The following is a 24040-nucleotide window of genomic DNA, read 5'->3' as shown; positions in this document are numbered from 1 at the left end:
ACGTTACTTTTTTGCTCGGATTGAGCATTTTATTGCTACAGGCACTAAAATGAATATGAAACATTCTGTTTCTGATCTTGTCCAAAAAACTGGGTCCGTCAGTGGGTTCCACATTGAGCATATATTATCGGTTAATAAAGAAAACCTAGAACAATTCAATAACGATAAAGAAAGGTTTGAACGTGAGCGAAACCGCCTTGGTGGGCTTCTAATGTTAAAGGGTAGAGAGAATATTTCCTGTAATAATGAAGTATATACAAAGAAATTAAAGACCTATGCTTACACTCTTTATTGGAATGAAACTTTAAACAGGATAGCTATAAATATAAATTGGACTTTAATAATATGATGTCCACACATAAACTCAATTTTCGACCAATGGATACATTTAGTCCAGATGAACTTGAAGAAAGACACAAATTACTTTATGAAATGATTAAAATCATCTGGGAATAGTTATTAAATGGAGGTTGTATTGATGGAATCAATAAGTATTGATCCTGTTGTTAATAATTCTATCAAACTCACAGAAAATTGGTTATTTAATAATGGATTTGTTGTGTTGTCAAAGGCGATTAATAAACAAAGATTAGAGATTATTGCTAAGAAGGGGAATGAAAAAAATTTCTTGGTAGCATATAAACGTGATCGAACTGGTAAAGAAAATTCTAGTGAGGAAACAACATATAACATTGGTCAATTCAACAATCACAAAATGATTCCGGTTGTAATTCAAGTTATGTAACATTTTTTGAGTATTATCCCAATGGACCTAGTTTTTTTGCTGTTTTGCCTGACACGTATCACTTCAATAAATATAATCGATTGAATCAAAAAAACAAAACCTTAAATATTAAATTTTCAAGTGATTTTTTAAGTGCTATCGAGCGGGTTGTATAATCCAATACTTATGATTAAAACTCTTAGAAGAGACTGTATCAAATACATCACCTCTCAATGATGGAAACGGTACTTCAAACCACATCTCCTTGGAGATATGGTTGCGGACGGTTTTTTCACTGATGAATAACAATCCGGCAATATCCCGTGTAGTTTTGTCTTGCACAAGAAGCTCGAATACTTCGCGCTCGCGGTGCGTCAACAGAAATTTGCTGTGATGTTCGTTCCCTTTCAATGGTGTCACCCCTCCTTGCTCGGGTTTGTTTGGTATAACAAGGTAAAGGGATACAGTCAAATCATATTATGTATGCGCAATGTTAATTGTGCGGTCATTGCCCTAAAATGGGCGGGGAAGCAGACAAGCTGAAGTGTATTCCTAAGAACGTAAAAAAAACCGCCCTCCCGGCGGCAAAGACGAGTACTGTACCGGTCTGTCACGCCCTTTCGGTCACGCCAGTTTAGTCCGGTAAGCTGTTGCAGAACCAGTGTAATATATGAAATGGATTCCATAGCAAGCTTTTTTTATGAGAAGGTATTGAAGGCCGATGTGGTAAAATAAAACCAGTATCATCCTATTCAGGAGGAAGCTTGCTGATGGCCAACATTAAAGAAATCGCCCGCATCGCCGGTGTTTCTGTAACGACTGTATCCCGTGTGCTTAATAATCATCCTTATGTCAGCGACATAAAAAGAGCCGCCGTGCTTAATACCATAGAGCAATTAAACTACTCCCGGAATATGAATGCCGTGCATCTGATTACCGGGCGGACCGGAGCTATTGCGGTAATTCTGCCATATATCAATTTATACTACTTCTCGATTGTGATGGACGGGCTGGCCCATGAAGCGCTGAATGCACAGTACCGGCTAATTCTCTGCCAGAGCAACTATGCTGCCGAGGAGGAGCTGAAGGTGCTTGAGATGCTGCGCAATAAGGAGATTGACGGCGTGGTCATCGTCTCTACGGCGCTCCAGCCGGAGGTGATCGAGGAATATACGGACTACGGTCCGGTTATTACCTGCCAGGACAGCGGCGAACGGCGTTTCTCCTCGGTTTATATTGAGCATTATGAGGCTTTCTGGGATGGCCTGCAGTATTTGAGCAGCAAAGGCTACCGTAAAATCGGCTACTGTGAAGGCCGGCAGAACGGCAGCAGCGCCTCGATCCGGCAGTCCGCGTTCCGTGCATTTCTATCCGAGCGTAACCTCCCCTTCCGGGAGGAGTGGATGGTCTACGACTGTATGACGGAGGAGGATGGAGCGGGAGTGGCGCTATCGCTGCTGGACATGCAGGACCGGCCCGAGGTGCTGATCATTACCGGTGACCATGTCGCCGCCGGCCTGATCATCGAGGCCCGCAAGCACGGGCTGCGCATCCCGGAGGATCTGGCGGTCATGGGCTTCGACAACCAGCCGATCGGCCGGCTGCTCGATATCACCACCATCGACAACCACCTCTATGACATGGGCGCCGCTGCCTTCCGCATCATCCATGAGCAGATCAGGACCGGCAGCCGCGTGCCCGTACACCGCAAGCTCGATTATGAGATTATTGAGCGGGGGACGGTGTAGGGGGAGGCGGGTCTGCCATATCTCTAACCTTATGCAAGACTAAACCGCAAAAGCTCAACTGTTGCAGGCAGTTTCCGGCTAGTCGAGCTCAGGGACTGAATTAAATTTGCCTTGCTTAAAAGGTAACGCTTTCAAGCCTTTGTTCATCCGTCAGGGTGATGGAAGGTTTTTTTGCAATTTATGGATTGACGAACATTGGGAATGGTTGTAAAATCATCTCAAAGTAAAAACCTTTTAACTTTAGTAAAGATTTAAAATTGCAAGAAAAGGCGTAACTGACACGAAATGTGCGGTTTTAGTCGATACTCAGTGATAGCCATATTTCAGTGGACATATTTTTTTATTCCAAAAGTTAAATCGTTTAAACTTTTGTTTTGGAGGTATGGAACCTTAGATGAATATTCATGATGTAGCCAAAAAATCGGGACTCTCTGTAGTGACTGTATCCAGAGTTCTTAACAATTCACCTTCTGTACGTGAAGGCAACCGGCAGAAAGTGCTAAGTGCCATGGAGGAATTAAATTATTCGCCCAATTCGGCAGCCCGGAGTCTTGTGCGCGGCAAAACCGGAGTTATAGGGATGTCGATTACCAACTTTAACGACTCCTTCTATGACCGGGTGATTCGCGTAGTGAACCGGAAGCTGGCCGAGCAAGGCTACTTCCTGGCTCTGTCCATAGCCGAGAATGAGGAAGAAGGGGTTAACTTTCTGTTCCAGAAGGACCGTGTTGACGGAATCATTCTGCTGTCTCCGCTTGAGGAAAAGGAATACGTGGAGGAGCTGAAAAGAAGAAACATTCCGTTCGTTCTACTGGATAACCAGTTCCGGCATGAGGATGTTCCCAGCGTCGTCGTCGATAACTATCTGGGCGGATATGAGGCTACCCGGCACCTGATTGGCCTTGGACATACGAAGATTGCTTATATCGGCGGACCCTCGGTGTTTCTGAGTGTGGCGGAACGCAAGCGGGGTTATCTGCAGGCGCTGGATGAGGCGGGGCTGGCGCCCTTCGGCACAGATTCCTGCGGATTTACGGTAAGCGGCGGTTATGAAGTGGCCAAAAGATGGGCGCGTGAGGATAAGCTGCCGACGGCTTTCTTTTGCGGGGATGACTTTATTGCCCTGGGGCTTGTTCAGGCGCTGCGCGAAGAGGGAATCCGGGTCCCGCATGATATTTCGGTAGTCGGCTTTGATGATCAGCAGTTCGTGGGTGAATTCTACCCCCGGTTGACGACGGTCAGGCAGCCTGAGGCGCAAATGGGCAGCATCGGCGTAGAGCTGCTGATGAAGCTGATCAACGGGGAGGTGCTGCCGCCGGCTGAAACGAAGCTCGCTCCTCAGCTTCTCGTACGTGAATCAACCGCATCTGTAAGATTAACCTGAATTTTAGGAGTGAAACGATCAGTGAAGTATTACTTGGGAGTGGATGCAGGGGGCAGTAAAACCTATGCGATGATCGCAAATGAACAGGGCAAGGTCATCGGTGCAGGCAGAGGAGGAAACGGGAATCACCAGAAGAACCGCAGGGAGGCCGAGGACAGTCTGCAGCAGGCCGTATCGGAAGCGCTTAAATCATCAGGCCTAACCAAGGACCAGCTGGAGTACTCCTGGTTTGGTCTGGCAGGAGCGGACCGGGAGCCGGACTTTCAGATTTTGCGGCCTATCATCGGCCGGCTTGAGCTTCCGCGGTCGGAGATTTCCTGCGATACCTGGAATGCGCTGCGCTCGGGGACTGAGAAAAGCTACGGGATCGTGCTGATCTGCGGGTCGGGTGTCAACTGTGCCGGGAAGAATTCCTCAGGAGCTACATACCAGTGCGGCGGGTTCGGCTACCGGTTTGGTGATTTTGGCGGCGGCTATGATTTGAGCGTAGAGGTGTTCCGCAGTGTTCTGCGGGCGGATGAAGGGAGAGAGTATAGTACGGTTTTAAGCGAACGATTAATTGATCTGCTGGGATATTCCAGTGTTTCGGAGCTAAGGGAAGATTACCTGGATCATTCCAGGGACCTGCCTCCCCGCATTGCCGAGCTGCTGTTTCAGGCGGCAGATGAAGGGGACCGGGTTGCGGCCGGACTGCTGCTTAGGCAAGGCGATGAGCTGGGTTTAGCCGCGGCAGCGACGATCCGTAATCTGGGCATGGACAACGACACCTTTGACATTGTTCTTGCAGGCAGTCTCCTTACCAAGGGGGACCGCTCCGGCATCATCCGGCGGGCCATTGAGCAGAGAGTGAAGCATGCGGCTCCAAATGGCACCTTAAGCATTCTAACCCGTGAGCCGGTTGTAGGCTCGGTCATTCTGGCGATGGAAAGCAGCGGTATGCGTGTAAGCCAGGAAGTTATTCATCATCTATCACTGGGCAAGGAGGGGCTATTCTCATGAAGGAATCATTGAAGCTGGTTGTCATCGGGGCGGGGTCATCCTATACACCCGAGCTTATGGAAGGCATCATTATGCATCATAAAGAGCTCCCCGTCGGCGAAGTATGGCTTGTAGATATTGAAGAAGGGAGAGAGAAGCTGCATACGATTGCGGAGCTGAGCAAGCGCATGGTTGCTGAAGCCGGACTGCCGGTCACGGTGGTGGAGACGCTGAACCGCCGGGAGGCGATATCCGGAGCAGACTTTGTCTGCACGCAGATCCGGGTAGGGATGCTTGAGGCGCGCAAATGGGATGAGCTCATTCCGCTTAAGTACAATGTCATCGGCCAGGAAACGACCGGCCCCGGCGGAATGATGAAGGGCCTGCGGACCATTCCGGTCATTCTGGAGATCTGCAGGGATATTGAGGAGCTTGCGCCGGATGCCTGGCTGCTTAATTTTACGAATCCGGCAGGCATGGTAACCGAGGCGGTGCACAAATATTCTTCGGTCAAGAGTGTAGGCCTGTGCAACTCGCCGATTGGGTTTCAAAAATGGCTCTCCGGCTTCTTCGGCCTGCCGATAGAAAAAATTTACTCCGAATTTGTCGGCATCAACCATCTGCATTGGGTATCCGATGTTGTGGTGGGCGGAGAGAGCAAGCTGCAAGAACTTATAGATTATCCCCAGAGCTATAAGGCCAACAATGTGCCGTTTGATGCCTGGGACCACCGGTTCCTGAACGGGCTCAAAGCCATCCCTTCCTATTATTTGAGCTATTACTATATGACGGACGCCATGCTGGAGGAGCAGAAGGAAGCGGCGGCAACGACCGGATCGCGCGCAGAGGTCGTGAAGAAGGTAGAGGAGGAACTGTTCGAGCTGTACCGGAACGTGGAGCTGAAGGAGAAGCCGAAGCAGCTGGAGCAGCGCGGGGGGGCCTATTATTCAGAGGCAGCCGTACTGCTGATGCGGTCCATTTACAATGATGCACGCGATATCCAGACGCTAAATGTACGCAACAACGGCATTATTGACTTCCTGCCGGATGATGCTTCGATTGAGGTGAACTGTCTGGTGACCAGACAAGGTCCGCTGCCGGTTCCACTGCGCAAGGTTCCACAGTCCGTCAAAGGTCTGCTGGCTGCGGTCAAGCAATATGAGAGCCTGACCATTGAAGCCGCCGTGCGCGGAGACCGTGATATTGCCCTGCAGGCACTCGTCCATCATCCGCTGATGCCTTCGGTCACTGTAGCGGAGCAACTGCTGGATGAAATGCTGGAGAAGAACAAACCGTACCTGCCGTTATTTTACTAAAAGGCGCCAGAGGAGGAAAAGCGGATGAAGGCGGCCGTTAAACCGGGTGTATGGAAAAAATTGACCAATCAGTTGGATTTACAGTCCATGGTTTGGCCGGGAATTATTTTTGTTGCCATATTCAGCTACATTCCGATGTATGGCGTGGTAATGGCCTTTCAGCAGTACGATATTTTTAACGGTATTCTGGAAAGCCCATGGGTGGGATTCATGCATTTCAGAATGTTTTTTGAAGCCCCCGAGTTCTGGAATGTGATGCGAAATACGATTGTAATCAGCTTGCTCAAGCTGGTGATTACCTTCCCTGCTCCGATACTGCTTGCCCTGATGCTGAACGAGGTCGGGAGCATGGGCTTTAAACGGCTTGTCCAGACAGTCAGCTACCTGCCCTACTTCCTGTCCTGGGTCATCGTATCCGGCTTCGTGTTCTCGCTGCTGTCCGTTGATAACGGAACTGTGAATTTTGTGCTGGAACGGCTGAACCTGACCCATGAGCCGGTGAACTTTCTGGCGGTACCGGAGTACTTCTGGTCGATTCTGGTGAGCGTCAATGTGTGGAAGGAGATCGGGTTCGGGAGCATCGTCTACCTGGCCGCGATCGCCGGCGTTGACCCGGCCATGTATGAGGCCGCTTCGATCGACGGCGCAAGCCGGTTTAAGCAGATTTTTACCATTACACTCCCCAGCATTTCTCCTGTCATTATCATCTTTATGATTCTGGCCATCGGCAATCTGCTCAGTGCGGGCTTTGAGGACATTTTGCTGCTGGCAACCAATCCAATCCTGCGGCCTTACTCCGATGTTATCGACACCTATGTGTACCGTGTTGGAATACTCAATGCCAGATTCTCTTATGCGACAGCGGTAGGGCTGTTCAAAGCGGTAATCAGTGTAATTCTGCTGGTGACAGCCAACAAAATCGCCCGCCGGGCCGATGTCAGTCTCTGGTAGACCTGCAACCTATAGGAGGGTGAACAATGAGACTAAGCCTGGGCGACAAAATGATGCAGCGGACGATTTATCTTCTCTTGGCACTGATGTCGGTGATCATGCTATATCCGTTCTGGAACGCGCTGGTCATCTCTTTTAATCAGGGGAGTGATACGGCACTCGGCGGTGTGACCTTGTGGCCGAGAATATATACACTTGAGAACTATTATATTGTGTTTCAGGATCACCGGCTGCTGAATTCCTTCATGATTACGATTCTGCGGACCTTGAGCGGTACGGCATTATCCGTCTTTTTTACGGCACTGTTAGCCTATGGAATGTCCAAGAAGACTTTGCTGTTCCGCAAGCAATATATGGTATTTTTCATGATCACGATGTTTTTTAGCGGGGGGCTGATCCCTTCGTATATGCTGATCCGTTCACTGGGGATGCTGGACACCTTTTGGGTGCTGGTAATTCCGGGAATCATCAGCGTCTATAACATGATTGTCATCCGTACCTTTTTCGCTGCTCTGCCCGATGGGCTAGAGGAATCGGCCAAGATTGACGGCTGCAGCAACTATGGTATCTTTTTCCGGATTGTCATCCCCGTCTCCGGCCCGGTGCTCGCTACCATTGCTTTATTTACGGCTGTGGGTTACTGGAATGACTGGTTTACCGGAGCGATCTACATTACCAAGGATCATCTGCTTCCCATTCAGACCCTGCTGCGGCAGATTATGAACTCCAACATTATGACCGAAATCGGGTCCTCCAATGCCATTGCTCTGGATCATATGAACCGTAACCGGACGGTTACCACCAAGTCGCTGACCATGGCGACGATGATGATCGCGACGATTCCAATTATTTTAACGTACCCTTTTCTCCAAAAGTATTTCGTTAAGGGTGTGCTGATCGGTTCATTGAAAGAATAGCAGTCTCCATTTCATGAAGAAAGAAGGAAAACGAATGCGCAATCGCTTGAAAGGGGTATCACTTGTGACGGTCACTCTGCTGCTGCTGCTCACGGCCTGTAGCGGAGGCGGAAATTCCGGCGCTGCACAGAATTCGGGCGGGGAAAATTCGAATACCGCGGCCGCGGCGGATGACGGCACCGGAATTAAACCCGTAGCCTTCAGCTTTTATGGTAACTATGACTGGCTGACGACAGCGCCCTGGGGAGAGAATGAGGCGACCCGATGGATTCAGGCGAACAGGAAGGTTACCGTTGAGCCGATACAGTCAGGGGGAGCCTCCGCTGAAAAGCTTAACACTATGATCGTCAGCGGCGATTTGCCGGATGTCATCTTCACCGACCGGGGCTCCACAGTGGAACGGCTGGTGCAGGCCGGAAGACTCGTTGCGCTGGATGATTATTATGAGAAGTATCCAAACTTCAAGAAATATGTAAAAGAGTCCACCCTGAACCTGCTTCGCTCTGAGGACGGCAAGATCTATCAGATTCCTAACTGGTACACCTCCGGGCAATTCGGCAACGGCGGCTGGATGGTCAATAAAGATATCTATAACGCGCTCGGCAGACCGGCGCTGGAAACCTTTGACGACCTGTATCAGTATCTGCTCCAGGTACGTGACAAATACCCGGATGTAGTGCCTCTGGAGGTTGGTGAGAAGGGGGCAGGCCTTGATATCATGTATGGAGGGTTCAGGGAGAATGCCACCAGCAAATTCATCTCCCTTATGGGTTATCCGGAAGGCGACAAGCTGCTCCCGATCTATGATGATCCTTCCTATGAAGAAATGATGCTCTATATCAACAAGCTGTTCCGGGAACGCCTGATTACTCAGGATGCGCTGCAGCAGACCCAGGATGCGGTTAAAGAAAAGGTAAATACAGGCCGGGTGGCGGTCATGGTTGAATCGAACATCACGACCTACGGGGCGGAAGGCCATCGGGCGCTGACAGCGAACAATCCGGACAGCGGTTATGAAATCATCTGGCCTGTCCACAAAGCGGGATTGGACAAAAACAAAGTTTTTGTAAGCGGCTTTGAGACACTGGGCTGGAATGTGAACGTCATTACGACGAGGGCCGAGGACCCGGAGGCGATCTTCGCTTATTTTGACTGGATCACGGGTCCGGAGGGACAGAAGGTGCTGTTCTTCGGTCCGAAAGGCTTGTACTGGGATGAGGAGGATGCTGACGGTGCACCGGTTCCGAACGAGAAATACAAGACTACGCCGGCCAATGAGCGTACGGAAACGATGCGCAAATTCGAGGATTTCAACTGGGCGGGCAATACAACCTTTATTGATACGGCAAAAATGAGCCTCGAAGCCTCACTGTCTGCCAATCAGAAATCATGGGAGACAGTGGCGCAATCGACAGTCACCTGGAAGACGGCGCTGGATATTACGGAGTTCGTGAATACCGACCCGGTTCCGGAGACAGAGACCGGCATCATCGCCCAGAATATTCAGGATATTCATACGCTTGCCTTTGCCCAGATGGTTCAGGCGAAGTCGGATGAAGAAGTGCTGTCTGCATTGGAGACGGCCAGGAAGAATGCCAATAAAGCCGGACTGGATAAGCTGCTTGCGTTCAAGACTGAAAAATGGCAGGAGAATGTGCAGAAAATCAACGCGACGAAATAATTCTTGTCTGAAGGCTGAATGAGACTAATTATACGGAGGCGGGATTATGACATTTACATTCAAAAAGAGATTCATTGCGGCGCTGAGCTTCTTATTGGTTATTCCGGTCATAGGCACTTCTGCTCCTGTTAAGGCTGCGGGGGAGAGCAATACTCCTTTTGAGACGGAGGTTATTGTCCGGACCGTTAATCAGTTCAAGAATAAGACGGATGTCACGAATTTTATCGCACTGTCCAAGACCTACGGCGTTGATGTCATCAGCATGAACGTGAAGCAGGATGAGGATGACGAGGTTCCGTCCGGTCGTGTGTTCTATCAGAGTGATATCGCTCCAATTGCCCAGGGCTATGAGAATTTCGATGCCCTGCAGGAGGTTGTCACGGCCGCCCATGCCGCTGGGATCAAGGTTCATGCCTGGATTCCGCAGTTTCATGATCAGGAGGCCTTCCTGAAACACCCGGAATGGCAGATGCAGGCGCTGGTGAACGGGGTGCGGACGCCGTTTAAGGGTTCGAACGGCAACGAATATTTCGTTAATCCGATCCGCCAGGAAGTGCAGGAGTATGAACGCTCCATTATTCAGGAAGTAATCGATAATTATGATGTTGACGGCGTCGTGCTGGACTGGATCCGCTTCGACAATTACAACATGGACGTCAGCGATTACACGGTGGCGAAATACCAGGCACAGTTCGGTTATTCACCGCTGACCATTAATTTCAATACCGATTCGGCGAAGCGGCAGCAGTGGAATGAATGGAGAACCGAACAGATTGGCGAGTACGTGGGCGATATCCGCGAAGACATTAACCAGTCAGCGAACCCGGATGTGCAGCTCGGGGTGTATATTTTGCCGCCTGAATTTACGGAAGTCGGACAGAATGTAGCCAAATTTAAGGATGATATTGATTTTGTTGCCCCTATGGCCTATTTCGACGACTGGGATTTCAACAGCGACTGGGTGTACAGCACGTCTTACGGAATCCTGAAGGATACAAGCGACCGAATCAACGGCAGCCAGGCGGAAATTGTGGCGACGCTGGATAATGACTGGACAGACGATCAATACCAGGAGATATACCAGGGAATCCGCCAGAATTACCCGGGCGTAAAGCGGCTGTCCTTCTTTGCTTACGGGGCGTGGCCGGAATCCGAGCTGATCAAAATCCATGAACGTGAAACCTGGCCGACGCCGGACTGGACGTCCCCGGAGGATCAGGACTATCCTGCCCAATTGCCGGCCGGATGGAAGGCGCGGAATATCGGCTCCCAGCCAGGGACGGTTACGTACAGCTCCTCAAATAAGCAATTTATGGTGAGCAGCAGCTCTACGGACATCTGGGGAAATGGCGATCAGCTGAATTATATCTATCAATCCCTGAGAGGCAATGCCGAGATTATTGTTAAGGTACAGTCCTTCAGCCGCCTGGACGGCTGGGCCAAAGCCGGAGTGATGATCCGCGAGACGCTTAATCATGATGCGAAGCATGTAGATATGATGCTTACCCCTGAGAATGGTGCAAGCTTCCAGTACCGTGCAGCGACCACCGGTGTTACCGCCGACCATACTGCGGCTGCAACGGCTCCCAAGTGGCTGAAGCTGACCCGGAGCGGAAATACCTTTACTGGGGCCATTTCATCCAACGGAACAAGCTGGCAGACGGTAGGATCAGTTCAGGTTCCGATGACCAGCAAGGTGTATATCGGCCTGGCGCTCAGCAATCCCGGAGATGACTCGCGGAATAAGGCCGTGTTTGGAAATGTGAAGATTACGAACTAAGTGCAGCGCAATGGAGGCGTGAATATGGCTATGCCGCTAAGGGAAAGGCAGTATTACTTCCGTGACTATTATGATCAGGGCGAGGTACTGGTGCTGGAAGGGCAGCAGCTGCGATGCAGGCTGTCTTCCAAATTTTCCATGATCCAGAAATACGAAAGTCCGCTTGCTGCTGATAACCGGATTGTAATGATTGAAGAATCAGAAGGAGAGGAGGCTACCGAGCCTGCCAATATCACTCTCGAGCTTGAATATGACGGAGCGCTTAAGCCGGACGGTTATCAGCTGGAGATTAGCAAGGACGGTAAGATAATAATAGCTGCCTCCAATAAAAGAGGACTAAAGTTTGGGATGGATGCGCTCACCCGGCTGCTGAGCATGGAAGACGGCAAGTGCCAGCTGCCGGTGGCAACCATTCACGATGAGCCCTCTTTTCCGGTCCGCGGCATTATTGAGGGCTTCTACGGCACGCCGTGGAGCTTTGAAGACCGGATGGATGCTGTACACTATATAGCGGATCACCGGATGAACGCCTTTATGTATGCCCCGAAGGATGATGCTTATCACCGCGAGCTGTGGCGTGAGCCTTATCCTGAGGATGTTTTTGCCCGGATTGCAGAGCTGAAGCAGGAATGTGATGATCATCTGGTGGACTTCTATTATTGCATTAGTCCGGGGAACGATCTGCAGTTTCGCAGCAGGACGGATTTTGCCAGTCTGGAAGCGAAGCTGGCAGCGATGATCTCCATCGGTGTCCGGCATTTTGCCCTGCTGATGGATGATATCAACTATGCACTGTCGGGGGATAACCTTCATTACCTGGAACGCTCCGGGCTGGCTCACGCCTATGTGGCAAACTGCGTCCATACCTATTTAAGCTCTCAATTGCCGGGGTTTACACTGGCGATGTGCCCCTCGGAATACTGGTCCTATTGGGATACTGAATATAAAAGGGATATCCGCGAGAAGCTGCATGCTGACATCAAGGTATTCTGGACGGGTTCCGCCGTCTTTGCCCGGCAAATCGGAAGCAGGCATGCACAGGATAATCACCGTTATTACGGGCATGAGCTGTGGCTGTGGGATAACATACCGGTTAATGATGCCGACTACGACCGGCTGTTTCTGGACCCGGTCCGCGGGCGTTATTCACAGCTTGGCCGGACCGGGCATCAGGCGGTGGTAGCGAATCCGATGGTTCAATGGGAATGCTCCAAAATTACGCTCAATACATTGGCCCACTACATGTGGAACAGTGAACGTTATATGCCGGAGCTGTCCTGGGAGCTGTCGGTCCGGGAATTTGCCGGAGAGCTCGCAGAGGATATGATGTTCTTCTGCCGACAGAATCTGAACAGCCAGCTCTATAATGGCGGATATGAGGAACTGAACGAGGCTTTGAAGACCAAAGATATGGGCAGGCTCGATGTATATTTCGGCCGTCTGGAGAGCACCGTCTCCCGGTTAATTCAATGGGACAACAGCAAATTTAAGGAAGAAGCAGGACCTTGGCTGGACAGAGCCCTGGCGGATGTAGAGCTGTGGAGAGCGGTACGGCGGAAGGTGACCGGAACCGGGAGCGGGACGGCCGGACCCGGAAGCAATGATGAATTAAGAGGGCGGGCCGAAGCCTGTCAGGCCTTTAAGGTCCGGCTGGGCAGTGATCCGGCCTGGAGAGCGGCTGAAGCCTGGGGACTTGCTGTCCAGGAGGAGAAAAGCGGATACCGGCTGACTTTGGAAGCTGAGGACGTAACCTAACCGCTCCTAAAGTTCTGTTTGACGCTCCGCGAACGGACCGTTGCGGTTCAGCCGTTACCGGCGAAGTCCTATAAGATCTGGCAGAACCTCCGTTACCCTTACCGGGTAACGGAGGTTTTTTTGCTATAAATATCCATGCGGTTTTTGGGAATACTACCCGAAAATAGTAGTTGCAGGGAGGGTGTTCAATGAGTTCGATGGCGCACAATCCGCTTTCGCTTGGACATATTCTTGAAGAGTTCGATCAATGCGCCGATTTGAACCATCGGTCCTATCCGGAAATTGAGACTGATATTGTGTATTTTTCGCATCTGGTGGACACGACTTCATTCATCAAAGAGATTCAGGAGCCCTTTTCCAAAATCGGACTGGATGAGGTTGACCAGCTGCTGCTGCAGTCGCAATTCACCCCCGTAAGTGATCCCAAACAGGCAGTTGTCGGCATCCTGGAAGGCAATGTTGCCATTTTTCACCGGGGGATGGTCTATTTACTGGATGTATATGGCCCCGAGGCACGCAGTGTGCAGCAGTCGGAGACCGAAACGATTATTGCAGGCCCTCATGATGCTTTTGTTGAGTCGGCGCTTACGAACATATCCTTAATCCGGGGTAGACTCAAAAGTCCCCATCTCAAAATCAGAAAATTCGCTGTCGGTGAAATATCCAAAACAGCTGTTTATTTGCTCTATATCAAGGATGTTGCCAATCCGGTGTTTGTTGAAGATATGGGGCGGCGGATTCAAAGCATTGAGACGGATACACTTAACGACGGGGGAATGCTGACCCAATTTATTGAGGACATGCCGAATTCGGTGTTTCCCCAATTCCTCATTACAGAAAGGCCGGATGTTGTCGCATCCAAGCTCGCTGCCGGACGGATTGTTGCCATTGTTGACAACAGCCCTACAGCGATCAGCGCACCTGCTGCATTTTTTGAATTTTTCTCTTCTCCCGATGATTACTACCAGCGTTGGGCACTCGGTACGGCCTTGCGGCTGCTTAGATTTCTGGCATTGATAATTACCGTAACCTTTACGGCGATGTATGTCTCCGTGACCACTTTTCATTACGAGATGATTCCAGAAGCACTGCTGAGAACGCTGGCCGAATCACGCAACAGAGTCCCTTTCCCTCCGGTCTATGAGGCGCTGCTCATGGAGATCATGATTGAGCTGCTGCGTGAGGCGGGCGCCCGTCTGCCTACCAAGATCGGCCAGACCATAGGGATCGTAGGCGGTATTGTAATCGGACAGGCGGCGGTACAGGCCGGTCTGACCAGTAATGTGCTGATTATTGCCGTGGCTTCCTCCGCCATCGCGTCCTTTGTCATTCCCAGCTATATGATGAGCGCTTCTATCCGGCTGATCCGGTTCGGGATCATCATTTTGTCCGGAGTCTGGGGCAATATGGGGCTGGTGATGGGAATTGCAGCTGTTGTGATTCATCTATCCGGTCTTACCAGTCTGGGTACGTCCTATGTCATGCCCGTTGCACCGATGAAGTCAGGGGATTGGAAGGATGTATTCATCCGGGCACCCTTTTCCATGCTCAGAACCCGGCCCTCACAGGTGGGAACCTCCAACCGGGTAAGGCAAAAAAACAGAAAGTAGGAATGGTAGATATGCCAGAAAAGCTTAGTCCCTTTCATATTGCCGTTCTTGTATACATGACTCAGTCGGGAATCGTTATCTTTACCCTGCCGCGCAGTCTTGCGGATTATTTCGGAACGAACGGATGGCTTGTGTTAATCCCGTGTCTGCTGCTGTCGTCATTTAATATTTATTTGATCACCTTGGTTTTTCAGCTGGGGAAGGGGCGCTCAATCTTTGAAATTATGGAACAGTCGGTTACAAAGGTGATTTTGTATCCATTTTATCTGGGGTTAACAGCAGTTTGGCTTGTTTTTGGCTGTATGATCGGCAAAAAATATGTGCTGCTCTTTCAAATGCTTGCTTTCCCGACAACCAATCCGATGCTGTTTAAGCTGGCTATCGACGTGCTCGCCTTTATGATGCTGATCAAAGGAATCTACAAGATGTCCAATGCGGTAACCCTCTTCTTTTGGATGACTATTTGGATGTTTGGACTGCTGCTGTGGTTCTTCCCTTCTTTTCGCTGGGCGAGGTTTACTCCGTTCATTCTTCATGGCGGGCATGACCAGGTGAAAGGGGCGATGGAAGTGTATGCCGCTTATTTAGGATATGAGCTGTCCATTCTGCTATTACCCTATGTAAATAAGAATAAAAGTAAAAAGTCGATGGCCGCTATCTATGCCGGAAATGCTTTTTTATCCTTCGTCTACATCTGTCTGTCGCTGATCTGTTTCGGCTTCTTCGGCCCGGGTCAGTTAAAAAAGCTGCTGTATCCCGTGCTGGACCTACTGGCCTATATCCAGTTGCCGTTTATTGAACGGCTTGAAAACCTGCTTTACGGTTTTTTTCTGTTTTTAGTCCTGGTCACGGTTGTGATGTATTGGTGGGCTGCGCAATTGAGTATACAAAGAATCGTGCCAAAGGTGAAAACACCGGTACTACTGGTCATTTTGCTAGGCATCTCCTATTGTATCTCTTTTGTTCCCAAGACTCTGGATCAGGTCAATGTCTGGATTACTAACTTGGGCTATGTGGTGACGGGTATTGCCTTTGTTCTCCCCCTGTTATTGATCATGATCCTGCTTATTCAACGGAAAGGAGGGGCTTCCCATGTTTAAGCTGCGGCTAATTCCTGCGATTCTTCTTCTGCTGCTGTTAGCCGGCTGCAAAAGTGATGAGCGGATACTTGAAAAGCTGGGGATGGTCCAGACGGCAAGCTATGATCTCATGGACGATAAACGGCTCAAGGTGACCTATTGCGTTCCGGTTACAGATCCCACATCTAAGGTCCGCCGTGAACTCATGACGACTGTAAGCGACAGCCTAAAATCAGCGCGGCTGCAGTTCTCCCTGCAAACCGATCTGAAGGTGGTCAGCGGGCAGGTAAGAGAGACCTTATACGGAATAAAGCTGGCAAAGGAGGGCTTAGGCGATTATATCGATACACTCCTGCGAGATCCCTCTATCGCGCTGGGAGTCAGAGTAACCGTAGTTGAAGGGGATGCAGGAGATCTGCTGTCCAAGACGTTCAAGTCGCATAACGATACAGGGCGCTATATCACCCATTTGCTGGATAAGGAATCTTACGGCAATAGTGTCCCGGCAACCACGCTATATGAGTTCTCCAGGGATTTCAACGATGACGGCATTGACCCTGTAGCTCCGATTGTAAAAGACGGGGGAGACAAGGTGGTCATTGAAGGCGTTGCCATGTTTCAGGAGGACCGGTATGTGATGAGGATTCCGGCGGAGGACGGGATTATCTTTGCCCTGTTCCGCGATGATCTCAGGCAGGGGGAAGCTGCGATTAATTTAGGGGAGAAGGATGGCAGACCTGTGGTCGTCATGTTAAGCTCCCTGTTAAATAAACGCAAGATCAAAGTGCATCAACTGGCGGGCGGGCGCTTTAAGGTGGACATCTATGCTTCCATCCAAGGCTCAGTACTTGAATACACCGGAGAAGAAAAGATTAATGAGAGCAAGGCACGTCATGAATTAGAACAGAAGATATCCGAATATATCACGGCCAAGGCAGATAAGATGGTGGAGCAGATGCAGGAGCATAACGTAGACAGCCTGGGAATCGGATCTTATGTGCGGAACGGGCTGAACTACAAGGAATGGACTAGTTTAAATTGGAAAGAAGTGTATCCTGAGATAGAAGTAAAGTGTCATACCAAAGTACTCATCAAAGACTATGGCAAATATAGCTGAAGGTAGATGCTGGTTATATCTCATACACACTAATATAACGATAGTGCAGAGCCGGTGGAGGCGCTGGAACACTATCGTTTTTTTATATGCAGCCGTTATTATTTAAATTTATAAATATACAAAATAGGGCAATGGGTGTAAAATTGCATTACTTACGCTTCCCGGGGGAGCATAAAGGATTCTCTATGCCCTTATGTGAATAAATGCGCAAGCAAAATATACTAGAGAAGAGATGGAGGCAGGAAGATTCATGAAAAGAAAGAACTGGAAACACCTGATGATGCTGTTTATGCTGGTCGCTGCGGTAGGCATGGTTGCGGCAGGCTGCGGCAATAACAATACAGCAAGCGGCGGCAGCAATACAGGCTCGGCCAATGGAGCGGCTGCTACTGAGGCTCCGGCGGAAGCAGCAGTTGTAACACTGGGCCTGCTGCCTTCGATCGACGCCATTCCTTTTATCATCGCCCATGAGCAAGGCTTCGACAAGGAGCATAACGTCAATCTGGATATTCAGACCTTCAAGAGTGCCAAGGACCGCGATGTGGCGTTCCAGGCAGGCAAAGTAGACGGTATCAGCGCCGATCTGGTGGCCATCTCGATCTATAACGAAGCCGGTCTGGACGTGAAGATCACAAGTACAACAACTGGTGAATTTGACCTACTGACCGGTAACGATGAGATCCAGGATGTGAAGGATCTGAAGGGTAAAACCGTTATTTTGTCCAAGAACACGTCCACCCAATATACAGTAGCGATGATGCTGAAGCAGGCGGGCCTGAGCGAAGCGGATATCACCGTGAGTGAAGTGCCGCAGATCCCGACCCGTCTGGAGCTGCTTAAGAACAAGAAAGCCGATGCCGCTGTGCTGCCGGAGCCTTTCGTGACCATGGGGGAATCTGCCGGCCTGCGCGTGCTTAGTTCTACACATTCCGCTGGTGTCAACCCGTTTGTGCTCGCCTTCCCGCAAAGCGTAATTGATGCCAAACCGCAGGCAATCCGCGACATGTATGCCGCTTATAATGAGGCGGTAGAGTATATGAAATCTCATGATCAATCGGAATATATTGATCTGATCATTAAAGAAGTAGGCTACCCGGAAACATTGAAAGACGAGATTAAGGTACCGGAATACCAGCCAGCGAACCAAGTGGATGTGAAGGAAGTAGAAGCAGCCTTTGCCTGGGCACGGGAGACAGGACTGCTGACTAAAAATATATCGGCTGAAGATGTGATCTCCGATGTCCAGTTCAAGAATTAGCGGACTTTGCATCCAAGAACTCCAGGTTGAGTACAAGAGCGGCCAGGTGGCACTGGGTCAGGTCAATCTGACCCTGCCAGAGCACGGGATTTATACGATTATCGGGCCTTCCGGCAGCGGGAAATCAACGCTTCTGCGGGCGATTGCCGGCTTGCTGCCGAATTATACAGGAGAGCTGCTGTTTAACGGCAAACCCGTTCATGACAAAGATATCCTGGTCGGGCTTGTTCCGCAGAACTACGGACTATTGCCCTGGAAGACCGTTCATGGAAATATCCAAGTCGCGATGAAAATTACCGGGGCTGCCGGCGGGGACAAAGCGGAGCGGGAGGCGCGGATTACTCACTGGCTTAGCTCCATGGGAATAGCCGATCTGGCGGACCGTTATCCGCTCTCACTGAGCGGAGGACAGCAGCAGCGGGTAGCGATTGCCCGGGCCTTTGCCATTTTACCGCAGATTATGCTGCTGGATGAGCCGTTTTCGGCCTTGGACGCCGTGACGCGTGAAGCGCTGCAGCAGATTTTTCTCGACAATTGGCTTGCTCATCCTGCAACGGCGCTGTTTGTCACGCATGATGTGGACGAGGCTATCCTGCTGGGCCAGCGGATTATCATCCTGCCTGCAGGCAAGGCGGATTCGATAGAGGTTCTGGATAATGCCGCAGTGTTCGGGATGAAGCATGAGGAGAAACGGGGAAGTAATGAGTTCTTTGAGCAGACGAAACGGATCAGAAAGGTAATGCAGGAGAAATGGTGATGAACAAGCGGATTACCCGCGTGCTGCGGTTGTTGTTTGTCTTTTTATGCATGAATCTGGTCTGGTATATCGTCTACCTGCTGATGAATCATCCGATTCTGCCCAGTCCGGGTTCGGTCTACAAGGCGATGTTCCAGCTGGAAGGCCGGGAAGTTCTGCTCAACGTCGGCTACAGCCTGCTGCGGATTCTTGAAGGCGTTCTGCTGGCGCTGGTCATCGGTCTTCTGATTGGACTGCTGATGGGGCGCTCACCGCTGTGGAACAAATTGCTCGATCCGGTCGTTTATCTGACCTATCCGATTCCGAAGATAGCCTTGCTGCCGGTGGTCATGCTGTTCTTCGGGCTTGGAGAAACCTCCAAGGTGCTGATGATCATGCTCATTCTGCTGTTCCAGATTATCATTTCCGTACGTGACGGGGTCAAGGCAATTCCCGAGAACACCTATGATGTACTGACCAGTATCGGTGCCGGCACGGTCCAGAAATTCTGGAATGTGACGCTGCCCGGCGCACTGTCAGTCATTCTCAGCACGATCCGGATTTCGCTCGGTACGGCGATTTCTGTGCTGTTCTTCACCGAGATCTACGGCACCGAGCATGGCATGGGCTACTTCATCATGGATGCCTGGCTGCGGCTGGATTACCCGGAAATGTACGCAGGTATCATGCTGTTCAGCTTAGTGGGCTTTGTGTTGTTCCTGCTGGTCGATCTGCTGGACTACAAGTTTATGAAGTGGCGGCGGTGAGGGAGAGATTTATAAGTGAATTGTGGAGGCGGCTCAGTGATGAGCCGTCTTTTTTGTTTAATACACGTAGGAGGAGCGGGAAAACTCCCGTTGAATCCGGCATTATCGGGAAAAAGAGTGGAATTAAAGAGAAAAGTACCTTTGAATTTGGCATTATCGGGAAAAAGAGTGGAATTAGAGGGAGAAATACCTTTGATTTTGGCGTTATCGGAGAAAATGAGTGGGATCAGAGGGAAAAATACCTTTGAATTTAGACAGGTACTCAAAAATTGATAGCCCCTCTTTATCAAAAGAGGGGCTGTTTGCCTTGAGCCTATAGCCGAACTTAGCGGCGAGGCTGGTGTTATTACCATAAATGCTGCTATACTCACAGGCTATCCGTATCCGGCAGTATTTCCACCATAGCTTTTAGCAGCGCCGCCATTTCCGTATCGGTGCCTACAGTAATTCGCAGATAATCATCAATACGCGGTTTGTCAAAATAGCGGACCAGAATGCCCTGCTCCCGCAGCTTGCGGAAGATCACAGGTGCAGGCATAGCAGGATGGGAGACAAACAGGAAATTGGCCTCGGAATCCGTTACGCTGAAGCCCAGACGTTCCAGCGCAGACCGGGTGTTCTCTCTTGTCTGTACAATTCTGGTGATATTGCTGCGGGTGTAAGCCTCATCCATGAAGCTTGCCTCCGCTCCTACCAGAGCCAGGCGGTCCAGCGTGTAGGAGTTGAATGAGTTCTTCACCCGGTTAAGCCCCTCGATCAGTTCCGGCTGCCCGAGTGCATAACCGACTCTGAGTCCCGCCAGCGAACGGGATTTGGACAAGGTATGAATAACCAGCAGATTGGGATATTCAGCGATCAGCGGGACGGCAGATTCGCCGCCGAAATCAATGTAGGCTTCGTCCACTATCACTACATGGCCCGCATTTCCTTCCAGCAGCTCCCGAATCTGCCGGAGAGGCAGACCTATAGCAGTGGGGGCATTCGGATTCGGCAGGATGATGCCGCTGTTCGGCCTTTGATAATCTGCAGGAAGAATCCGGAACTGCCCGTCCAGCGGGACGGTAGTAAAGGGAAGATTAAATAAATTAGCATACACGCTGTAGAAGCTGTAGGTAACGTCAGGGAACAGCACCGGCTGATCGCGGTCAAAAAATGCCTGGAACGCAAACGCCAGGATTTCATCTGATCCGTTGCCGACGAATACCTCACCCGGGGTCAAAGCGAACCGCGCTGCAATAGCTGCAGTCAACCGGCTTGCGTTAGGGTCCGGATATAGCCGCAGATTGCCGTCCACCGCGCGGCGAATTGCTTCCAGCACAACCGGTGAGGGCGGATACGGATTCTCATTAGTGTTTAATTTAATCATACTTCCCTCTGCAGGCTGTTCTCCGGGAACATAGGGAGTTAGGGCTGCAGCAGTGGAACTCCAAAAGATGCTCATCTCATCCAATCCTCCTAAACGGGTTCTAATCTCTATCCACTATAATCCGGTTTTAACTTTAATGCAATAAAGTGATAAAGCGAAGTTGAACCAAAATGTGAACGGGAAAAATCATTTCCCGCTGCCAGTGCGGGCAGTTAGTGTTCCTTTTTAGCAGCTGCACAAGATGAAATTCAGCTTTTGCACATCCCTGTAATTTCCTGTCGCAAATAAAATATGGTAAAGATATGCATATTTAATTATAATTTAGAAGGATCGGATTTTTTCATATATTTGGAAAAGTAAGCGTATGCTTCCGGAGTAAGTTATACCGAAGCGCTACCAGGAAGTATACTCTACAAAACTTTAGGAGGATGAAATTTTGAAAAATGACAGGAATCAGTTCATTCATCAGACTACCAAAGCTGCTTTGATTACTACCGTGGCGCTCGCCTTGATGCTCCCGGGCGGGTTAGCCGCAGCGGATGCCAGTTACTCTTCGCAGTCCATAGTAGTATCAGCATCGGCAGGGCTAGGAGCGGCAGCAGCAACAGCAACAGCAGATCCGGCTAAAGCCAAGGTGACTCAGGAGCAGGCTGTGGCGAAGCTGCGGGAGTTGTTCCCTGCTCTGAAGGATGCCAAGATTTCCAATGCCCAAATCGGCACAGGGAATTCTTATCCGCCAAATCCTAACCAGCTGGTTTGGAACATTCAATGGGAATATCAAATCGGCAGTACAGGATATGGATTTTCCAGTGAGGTCGATGCCATTACAGGTGACGTGATCTCTACATATCTTTACTTCCCGTTTATGCAAGCCGACAATTATTATCCGCCTAAAGTGTCACGGGCAGAAGCTTTAGAGAAGGCCCGGAGTTTTATTGCCGCAGCAGCCCCTTCGCTGAAGAACAGTGAGCTGGAACTGGAAGAGAATACATGGATGAATGAATCGGCACTCTTTGGCCCGGTTCAATATTCGTTTAGTTTTATGCTGCTGACCAATGGTCTGCCTTCAAACAGTGACTCTGTCCGGGTTACCGTAGACGGCAACGGAAATATCATTCAATTCAATAAGTCTTTCTTTGGGCGGGAGTATCCGTCCGCGAAACCTGCTGTTTCCAAAGAACAGGCGGAGAAGAAATTTAAAGAGGGTTTTGATATCGGGCTGTACTATACCCCTGTCTATAAGAAAGGCGTAGTAGACAGCTGGGTGCTCGGCTGGAGAGCGCAGGAGGAAGCTTTATATACAATCGATGCTCAAACCGGCAAACGGATAGACTATGAAGGTAAAGAAGCCGCTCCCACACCGGTTGTCTACGAGGCAATCCCTACCGGTAAAGAAGTTTTCCAGCCGGTAAACACCGGTAAAGAGCTTACCGTGGAGGAAGCAGTCAAACGGGTTAAACAGGTAGCCACAATTCCGGCTAACCGAAAGCTGGTCTGGCAGACGCTAAACTCTAATTATCAGAATGGTAAACAGAAAGTCTGGTCGCTGGGCTGGAGTGATACTGCAGAAGCTGCGTATTCAGGAATGCAGGGACGTACGTATGCGGAAGTGAACGCGACTACCGGCGAGGTGATTCAGTTCCAGATTGAGCAATATGCCAATCCGGCAGACATCAAGACGCAGCAGCCAGTGGCCGCCGGAACGAAAAAGCTGAGCCAGGCTGAAGCGAAGAAGCAGGCGATTCAGCTGATCAACCGCTTGTATAACGGAGCGGGCAGCAATCTGAAGCTTGCCGAGCATGGGGGAACCTGGAGTGTTCTGCCGGAAGGGAATGGATACCGTTATCAATTTATCCGTTATTTCGATGGCATACCGGTAAGCAACAATATTGTTTCACTTGAACTCGACAGCTACGGCAGGCTCCGGACATATACGAACTATGGATTTGCTGACTTTGCCCTGATTACCAAGCAGCCGGCTCCAGTAGTCACCAAAGAAGAGGCGCTGCAAAAATATCTGAACACCTATATCCTGAAGCTGCAATACAACCTCATAGGCGGATCTTATGGAATGAACATGTACGTGGAGCCTAAAGTCAAACTGGTCTATATGCCGCAGCCGGCAGATACCAGTAAGCCTTATGAGGTGCTGAATGCACAGACGGGTAACTGGGTTTCGGTCTACGAGATGTACGGACAGGTGAATACTTCAGCAAGCGCGGTCGACGTGAAGGGGCATGCAGCGGAACAACAATTAACCGAGCTGCTGAAATATGGGGTCATTACACCGGACGCTGACGGAAAAGTGTATCCGGACCAGGAGATTACTGTAGTAGAATGGATTAACTATATTGCAAAAGCCTCAACGCCGTATTTTTCACAATACTCCAATATGCAGGATCGTAAGACCATAGCCGGTGTAAGTGCGGATAGCCCGTACTACGATGCTGTGAACTTTGCGGTTTCCCGCAGCTGGCTGGACAAGGATGCTGTAATTAAGCCGGAGGATAAACTCACCCGCGAGGAGCTTGCGGTTCTGGTATCCTCTTTCTTGAAATATAGTAAGCTTGCGGCCTTCCTTGGCAATGATAATACGGTAACCAGCTTCAGCGACAGTGCCAGCATCACTAATAAAGGTGCTGTAGCGCTTGTTGTCCGGCTGGGATTGCTGCAGGGTGAGAACGGCAAGTTCAATCCGCAGCAGCATATTACAAAAGCACAAGCGGCGTCCGTAATTATGAAGCTGGTAGAACTGCAAGGCAAAACCGACCAGCCGATTGGCCAGCAGTAAACTCCAGGCAGAAGCTGCCGGAGTAGTTAAGTAGCAGTTAATGTATTTTATAAAGCAAGACAGACACTTTCCCCAAAGGTGC

Annotated in this window: 20 protein-coding genes and 1 pseudogene; 19 read left to right on the top strand and 2 right to left on the bottom strand. The window is 50.1% G+C overall.

Features of this window, described 5'->3' with window-relative positions; translation table 11 throughout:
- Positions 1-4: 4 nt before the first annotated feature.
- Positions 5-349, top strand: a pseudogene (locus tag L6H70_RS17930) (GmrSD restriction endonuclease domain-containing protein); the annotation flags it as partial.
- A 129-nt stretch (positions 350-478) separates the two neighbouring features.
- The gene (locus L6H70_RS17925; protein ID WP_236335346.1) at positions 479-745 is read left to right on the top strand and encodes a hypothetical protein; all 267 of its coding nucleotides are present in this window, start codon (positions 479-481) and stop codon (positions 743-745) included.
- A gap of 135 nt (positions 746-880) precedes the next feature.
- Here the strand turns inward: L6H70_RS17925 and L6H70_RS17920 are convergent, their stop codons facing one another.
- Complete coding sequence (locus tag L6H70_RS17920) at positions 881-1135, bottom strand: helix-turn-helix domain-containing protein (protein WP_236335345.1); 255 nt, start codon at positions 1133-1135, stop codon at positions 881-883.
- A gap of 359 nt (positions 1136-1494) precedes the next feature.
- On the opposite strand from L6H70_RS17920, the gene L6H70_RS17915 reads away from it, so the two are divergent.
- The 16 genes from L6H70_RS17915 to L6H70_RS17840 all read left to right on the top strand — a co-directional run bounded on the left by L6H70_RS17915 (position 1495) and on the right by L6H70_RS17840 (position 20074).
- A complete protein-coding gene (locus L6H70_RS17915; RefSeq protein WP_236335344.1) occupies positions 1495-2472 on the top strand; it encodes a LacI family DNA-binding transcriptional regulator in 978 nt (325 codons plus the stop codon).
- Positions 2473-2866: 394 nt separating this feature from the next.
- On the top strand, positions 2867-3856 hold the full coding sequence (locus L6H70_RS17910) for a LacI family DNA-binding transcriptional regulator (RefSeq protein WP_236335343.1): 990 nt from the start codon (positions 2867-2869) through the stop codon (positions 3854-3856).
- Between the two features lie 21 nt (positions 3857-3877).
- The gene (locus L6H70_RS17905; protein WP_236335342.1) at positions 3878-4855 is read left to right on the top strand and encodes an N-acetylglucosamine kinase; all 978 of its coding nucleotides are present in this window, start codon (positions 3878-3880) and stop codon (positions 4853-4855) included.
- Positions 4852-6150 carry a 6-phospho-beta-glucosidase gene (locus L6H70_RS17900; RefSeq protein ID WP_236335341.1) on the top strand — a complete coding sequence of 433 codons (1299 nt, stop codon included), beginning with the start codon at positions 4852-4854 and terminating at the stop codon, positions 6148-6150. The genes L6H70_RS17905 and L6H70_RS17900 overlap by 4 nt, the downstream gene beginning before the upstream one ends.
- A gap of 24 nt (positions 6151-6174) precedes the next feature.
- Complete coding sequence (locus L6H70_RS17895) at positions 6175-7101, top strand: ABC transporter permease (RefSeq protein WP_236335340.1); 927 nt, start codon at positions 6175-6177, stop codon at positions 7099-7101.
- Positions 7102-7127: 26 nt separating this feature from the next.
- Positions 7128-8018 (top strand): carbohydrate ABC transporter permease, encoded by an 891-nt coding sequence (locus L6H70_RS17890; protein ID WP_236335338.1) that lies wholly within the window; start codon positions 7128-7130, stop codon positions 8016-8018.
- A 34-nt stretch (positions 8019-8052) separates the two neighbouring features.
- A complete protein-coding gene (locus L6H70_RS17885) occupies positions 8053-9699 on the top strand; it encodes an extracellular solute-binding protein (protein WP_236335337.1) in 1647 nt (548 codons plus the stop codon).
- Positions 9700-9745: 46 nt separating this feature from the next.
- Positions 9746-11479, top strand: a complete 1734-nt coding sequence (locus tag L6H70_RS17880) for a family 10 glycosylhydrolase (protein ID WP_236335336.1) — start codon at positions 9746-9748, stop codon at positions 11477-11479.
- Between the two features lie 24 nt (positions 11480-11503).
- A complete protein-coding gene (locus L6H70_RS17875; RefSeq protein WP_236335335.1) occupies positions 11504-13234 on the top strand; it encodes a protein O-GlcNAcase in 1731 nt (576 codons plus the stop codon).
- Positions 13235-13422: 188 nt separating this feature from the next.
- Positions 13423-14844: a spore germination protein gene (locus tag L6H70_RS17870; RefSeq protein WP_236335334.1), complete on the top strand. Its 1422-nt coding sequence runs from the start codon at positions 13423-13425 to the stop codon at positions 14842-14844.
- A gap of 11 nt (positions 14845-14855) precedes the next feature.
- Positions 14856-15944, top strand: a complete 1089-nt coding sequence (locus L6H70_RS17865; RefSeq protein ID WP_236335333.1) for a GerAB/ArcD/ProY family transporter — start codon at positions 14856-14858, stop codon at positions 15942-15944.
- Positions 15937-17040, top strand: a complete 1104-nt coding sequence (locus tag L6H70_RS17860) for a Ger(x)C family spore germination protein (protein WP_236335332.1) — start codon at positions 15937-15939, stop codon at positions 17038-17040. The genes L6H70_RS17865 and L6H70_RS17860 overlap by 8 nt, the downstream gene beginning before the upstream one ends.
- Positions 17041-17290: 250 nt before the next feature.
- Entirely contained in the window at positions 17291-18298 is a 1008-nt protein-coding gene (locus tag L6H70_RS17855; RefSeq protein ID WP_236335331.1) for an ABC transporter substrate-binding protein, read from the top strand.
- Positions 18279-19055, top strand: a complete 777-nt coding sequence (locus tag L6H70_RS17850; RefSeq protein WP_236335330.1) for an ABC transporter ATP-binding protein — start codon at positions 18279-18281, stop codon at positions 19053-19055. Before L6H70_RS17855 ends, L6H70_RS17850 begins: the two co-directional genes overlap by 20 nt.
- Positions 19055-19801 carry an ABC transporter permease gene (locus L6H70_RS17845; RefSeq protein ID WP_236335329.1) on the top strand — a complete coding sequence of 249 codons (747 nt, stop codon included), beginning with the start codon at positions 19055-19057 and terminating at the stop codon, positions 19799-19801. Before L6H70_RS17850 ends, L6H70_RS17845 begins: the two co-directional genes overlap by 1 nt.
- Before the next feature lie 39 nt (positions 19802-19840).
- Positions 19841-20074, top strand: coding sequence for a hypothetical protein (locus L6H70_RS17840; RefSeq protein WP_236335328.1), 234 nt, complete (start codon positions 19841-19843; stop codon positions 20072-20074).
- 94 nt (positions 20075-20168) lie between these two features.
- Here L6H70_RS17840 and hisC read toward each other — a convergent pair whose 3' ends face one another.
- A complete protein-coding gene (gene hisC, locus L6H70_RS17835; protein ID WP_236335327.1) occupies positions 20169-21242 on the bottom strand; it encodes a histidinol-phosphate transaminase in 1074 nt (357 codons plus the stop codon).
- A 361-nt stretch (positions 21243-21603) separates the two neighbouring features.
- On the opposite strand from hisC, the gene L6H70_RS17830 reads away from it, so the two are divergent.
- On the top strand, positions 21604-23958 hold the full coding sequence (locus L6H70_RS17830) for an S-layer homology domain-containing protein (protein ID WP_236335326.1): 2355 nt from the start codon (positions 21604-21606) through the stop codon (positions 23956-23958).
- Positions 23959-24040 lie beyond the last annotated feature (82 nt).

Source organism: Paenibacillus auburnensis (genome assembly GCF_927798115.1).
Classification (GTDB): domain Bacteria; phylum Bacillota; class Bacilli; order Paenibacillales; family Paenibacillaceae; genus Paenibacillus_AQ; species Paenibacillus_AQ auburnensis.
The sequence above is the reverse complement of the archived record's forward strand: the minus strand, read 5'-3'. Positions and strand labels throughout refer to the sequence as shown.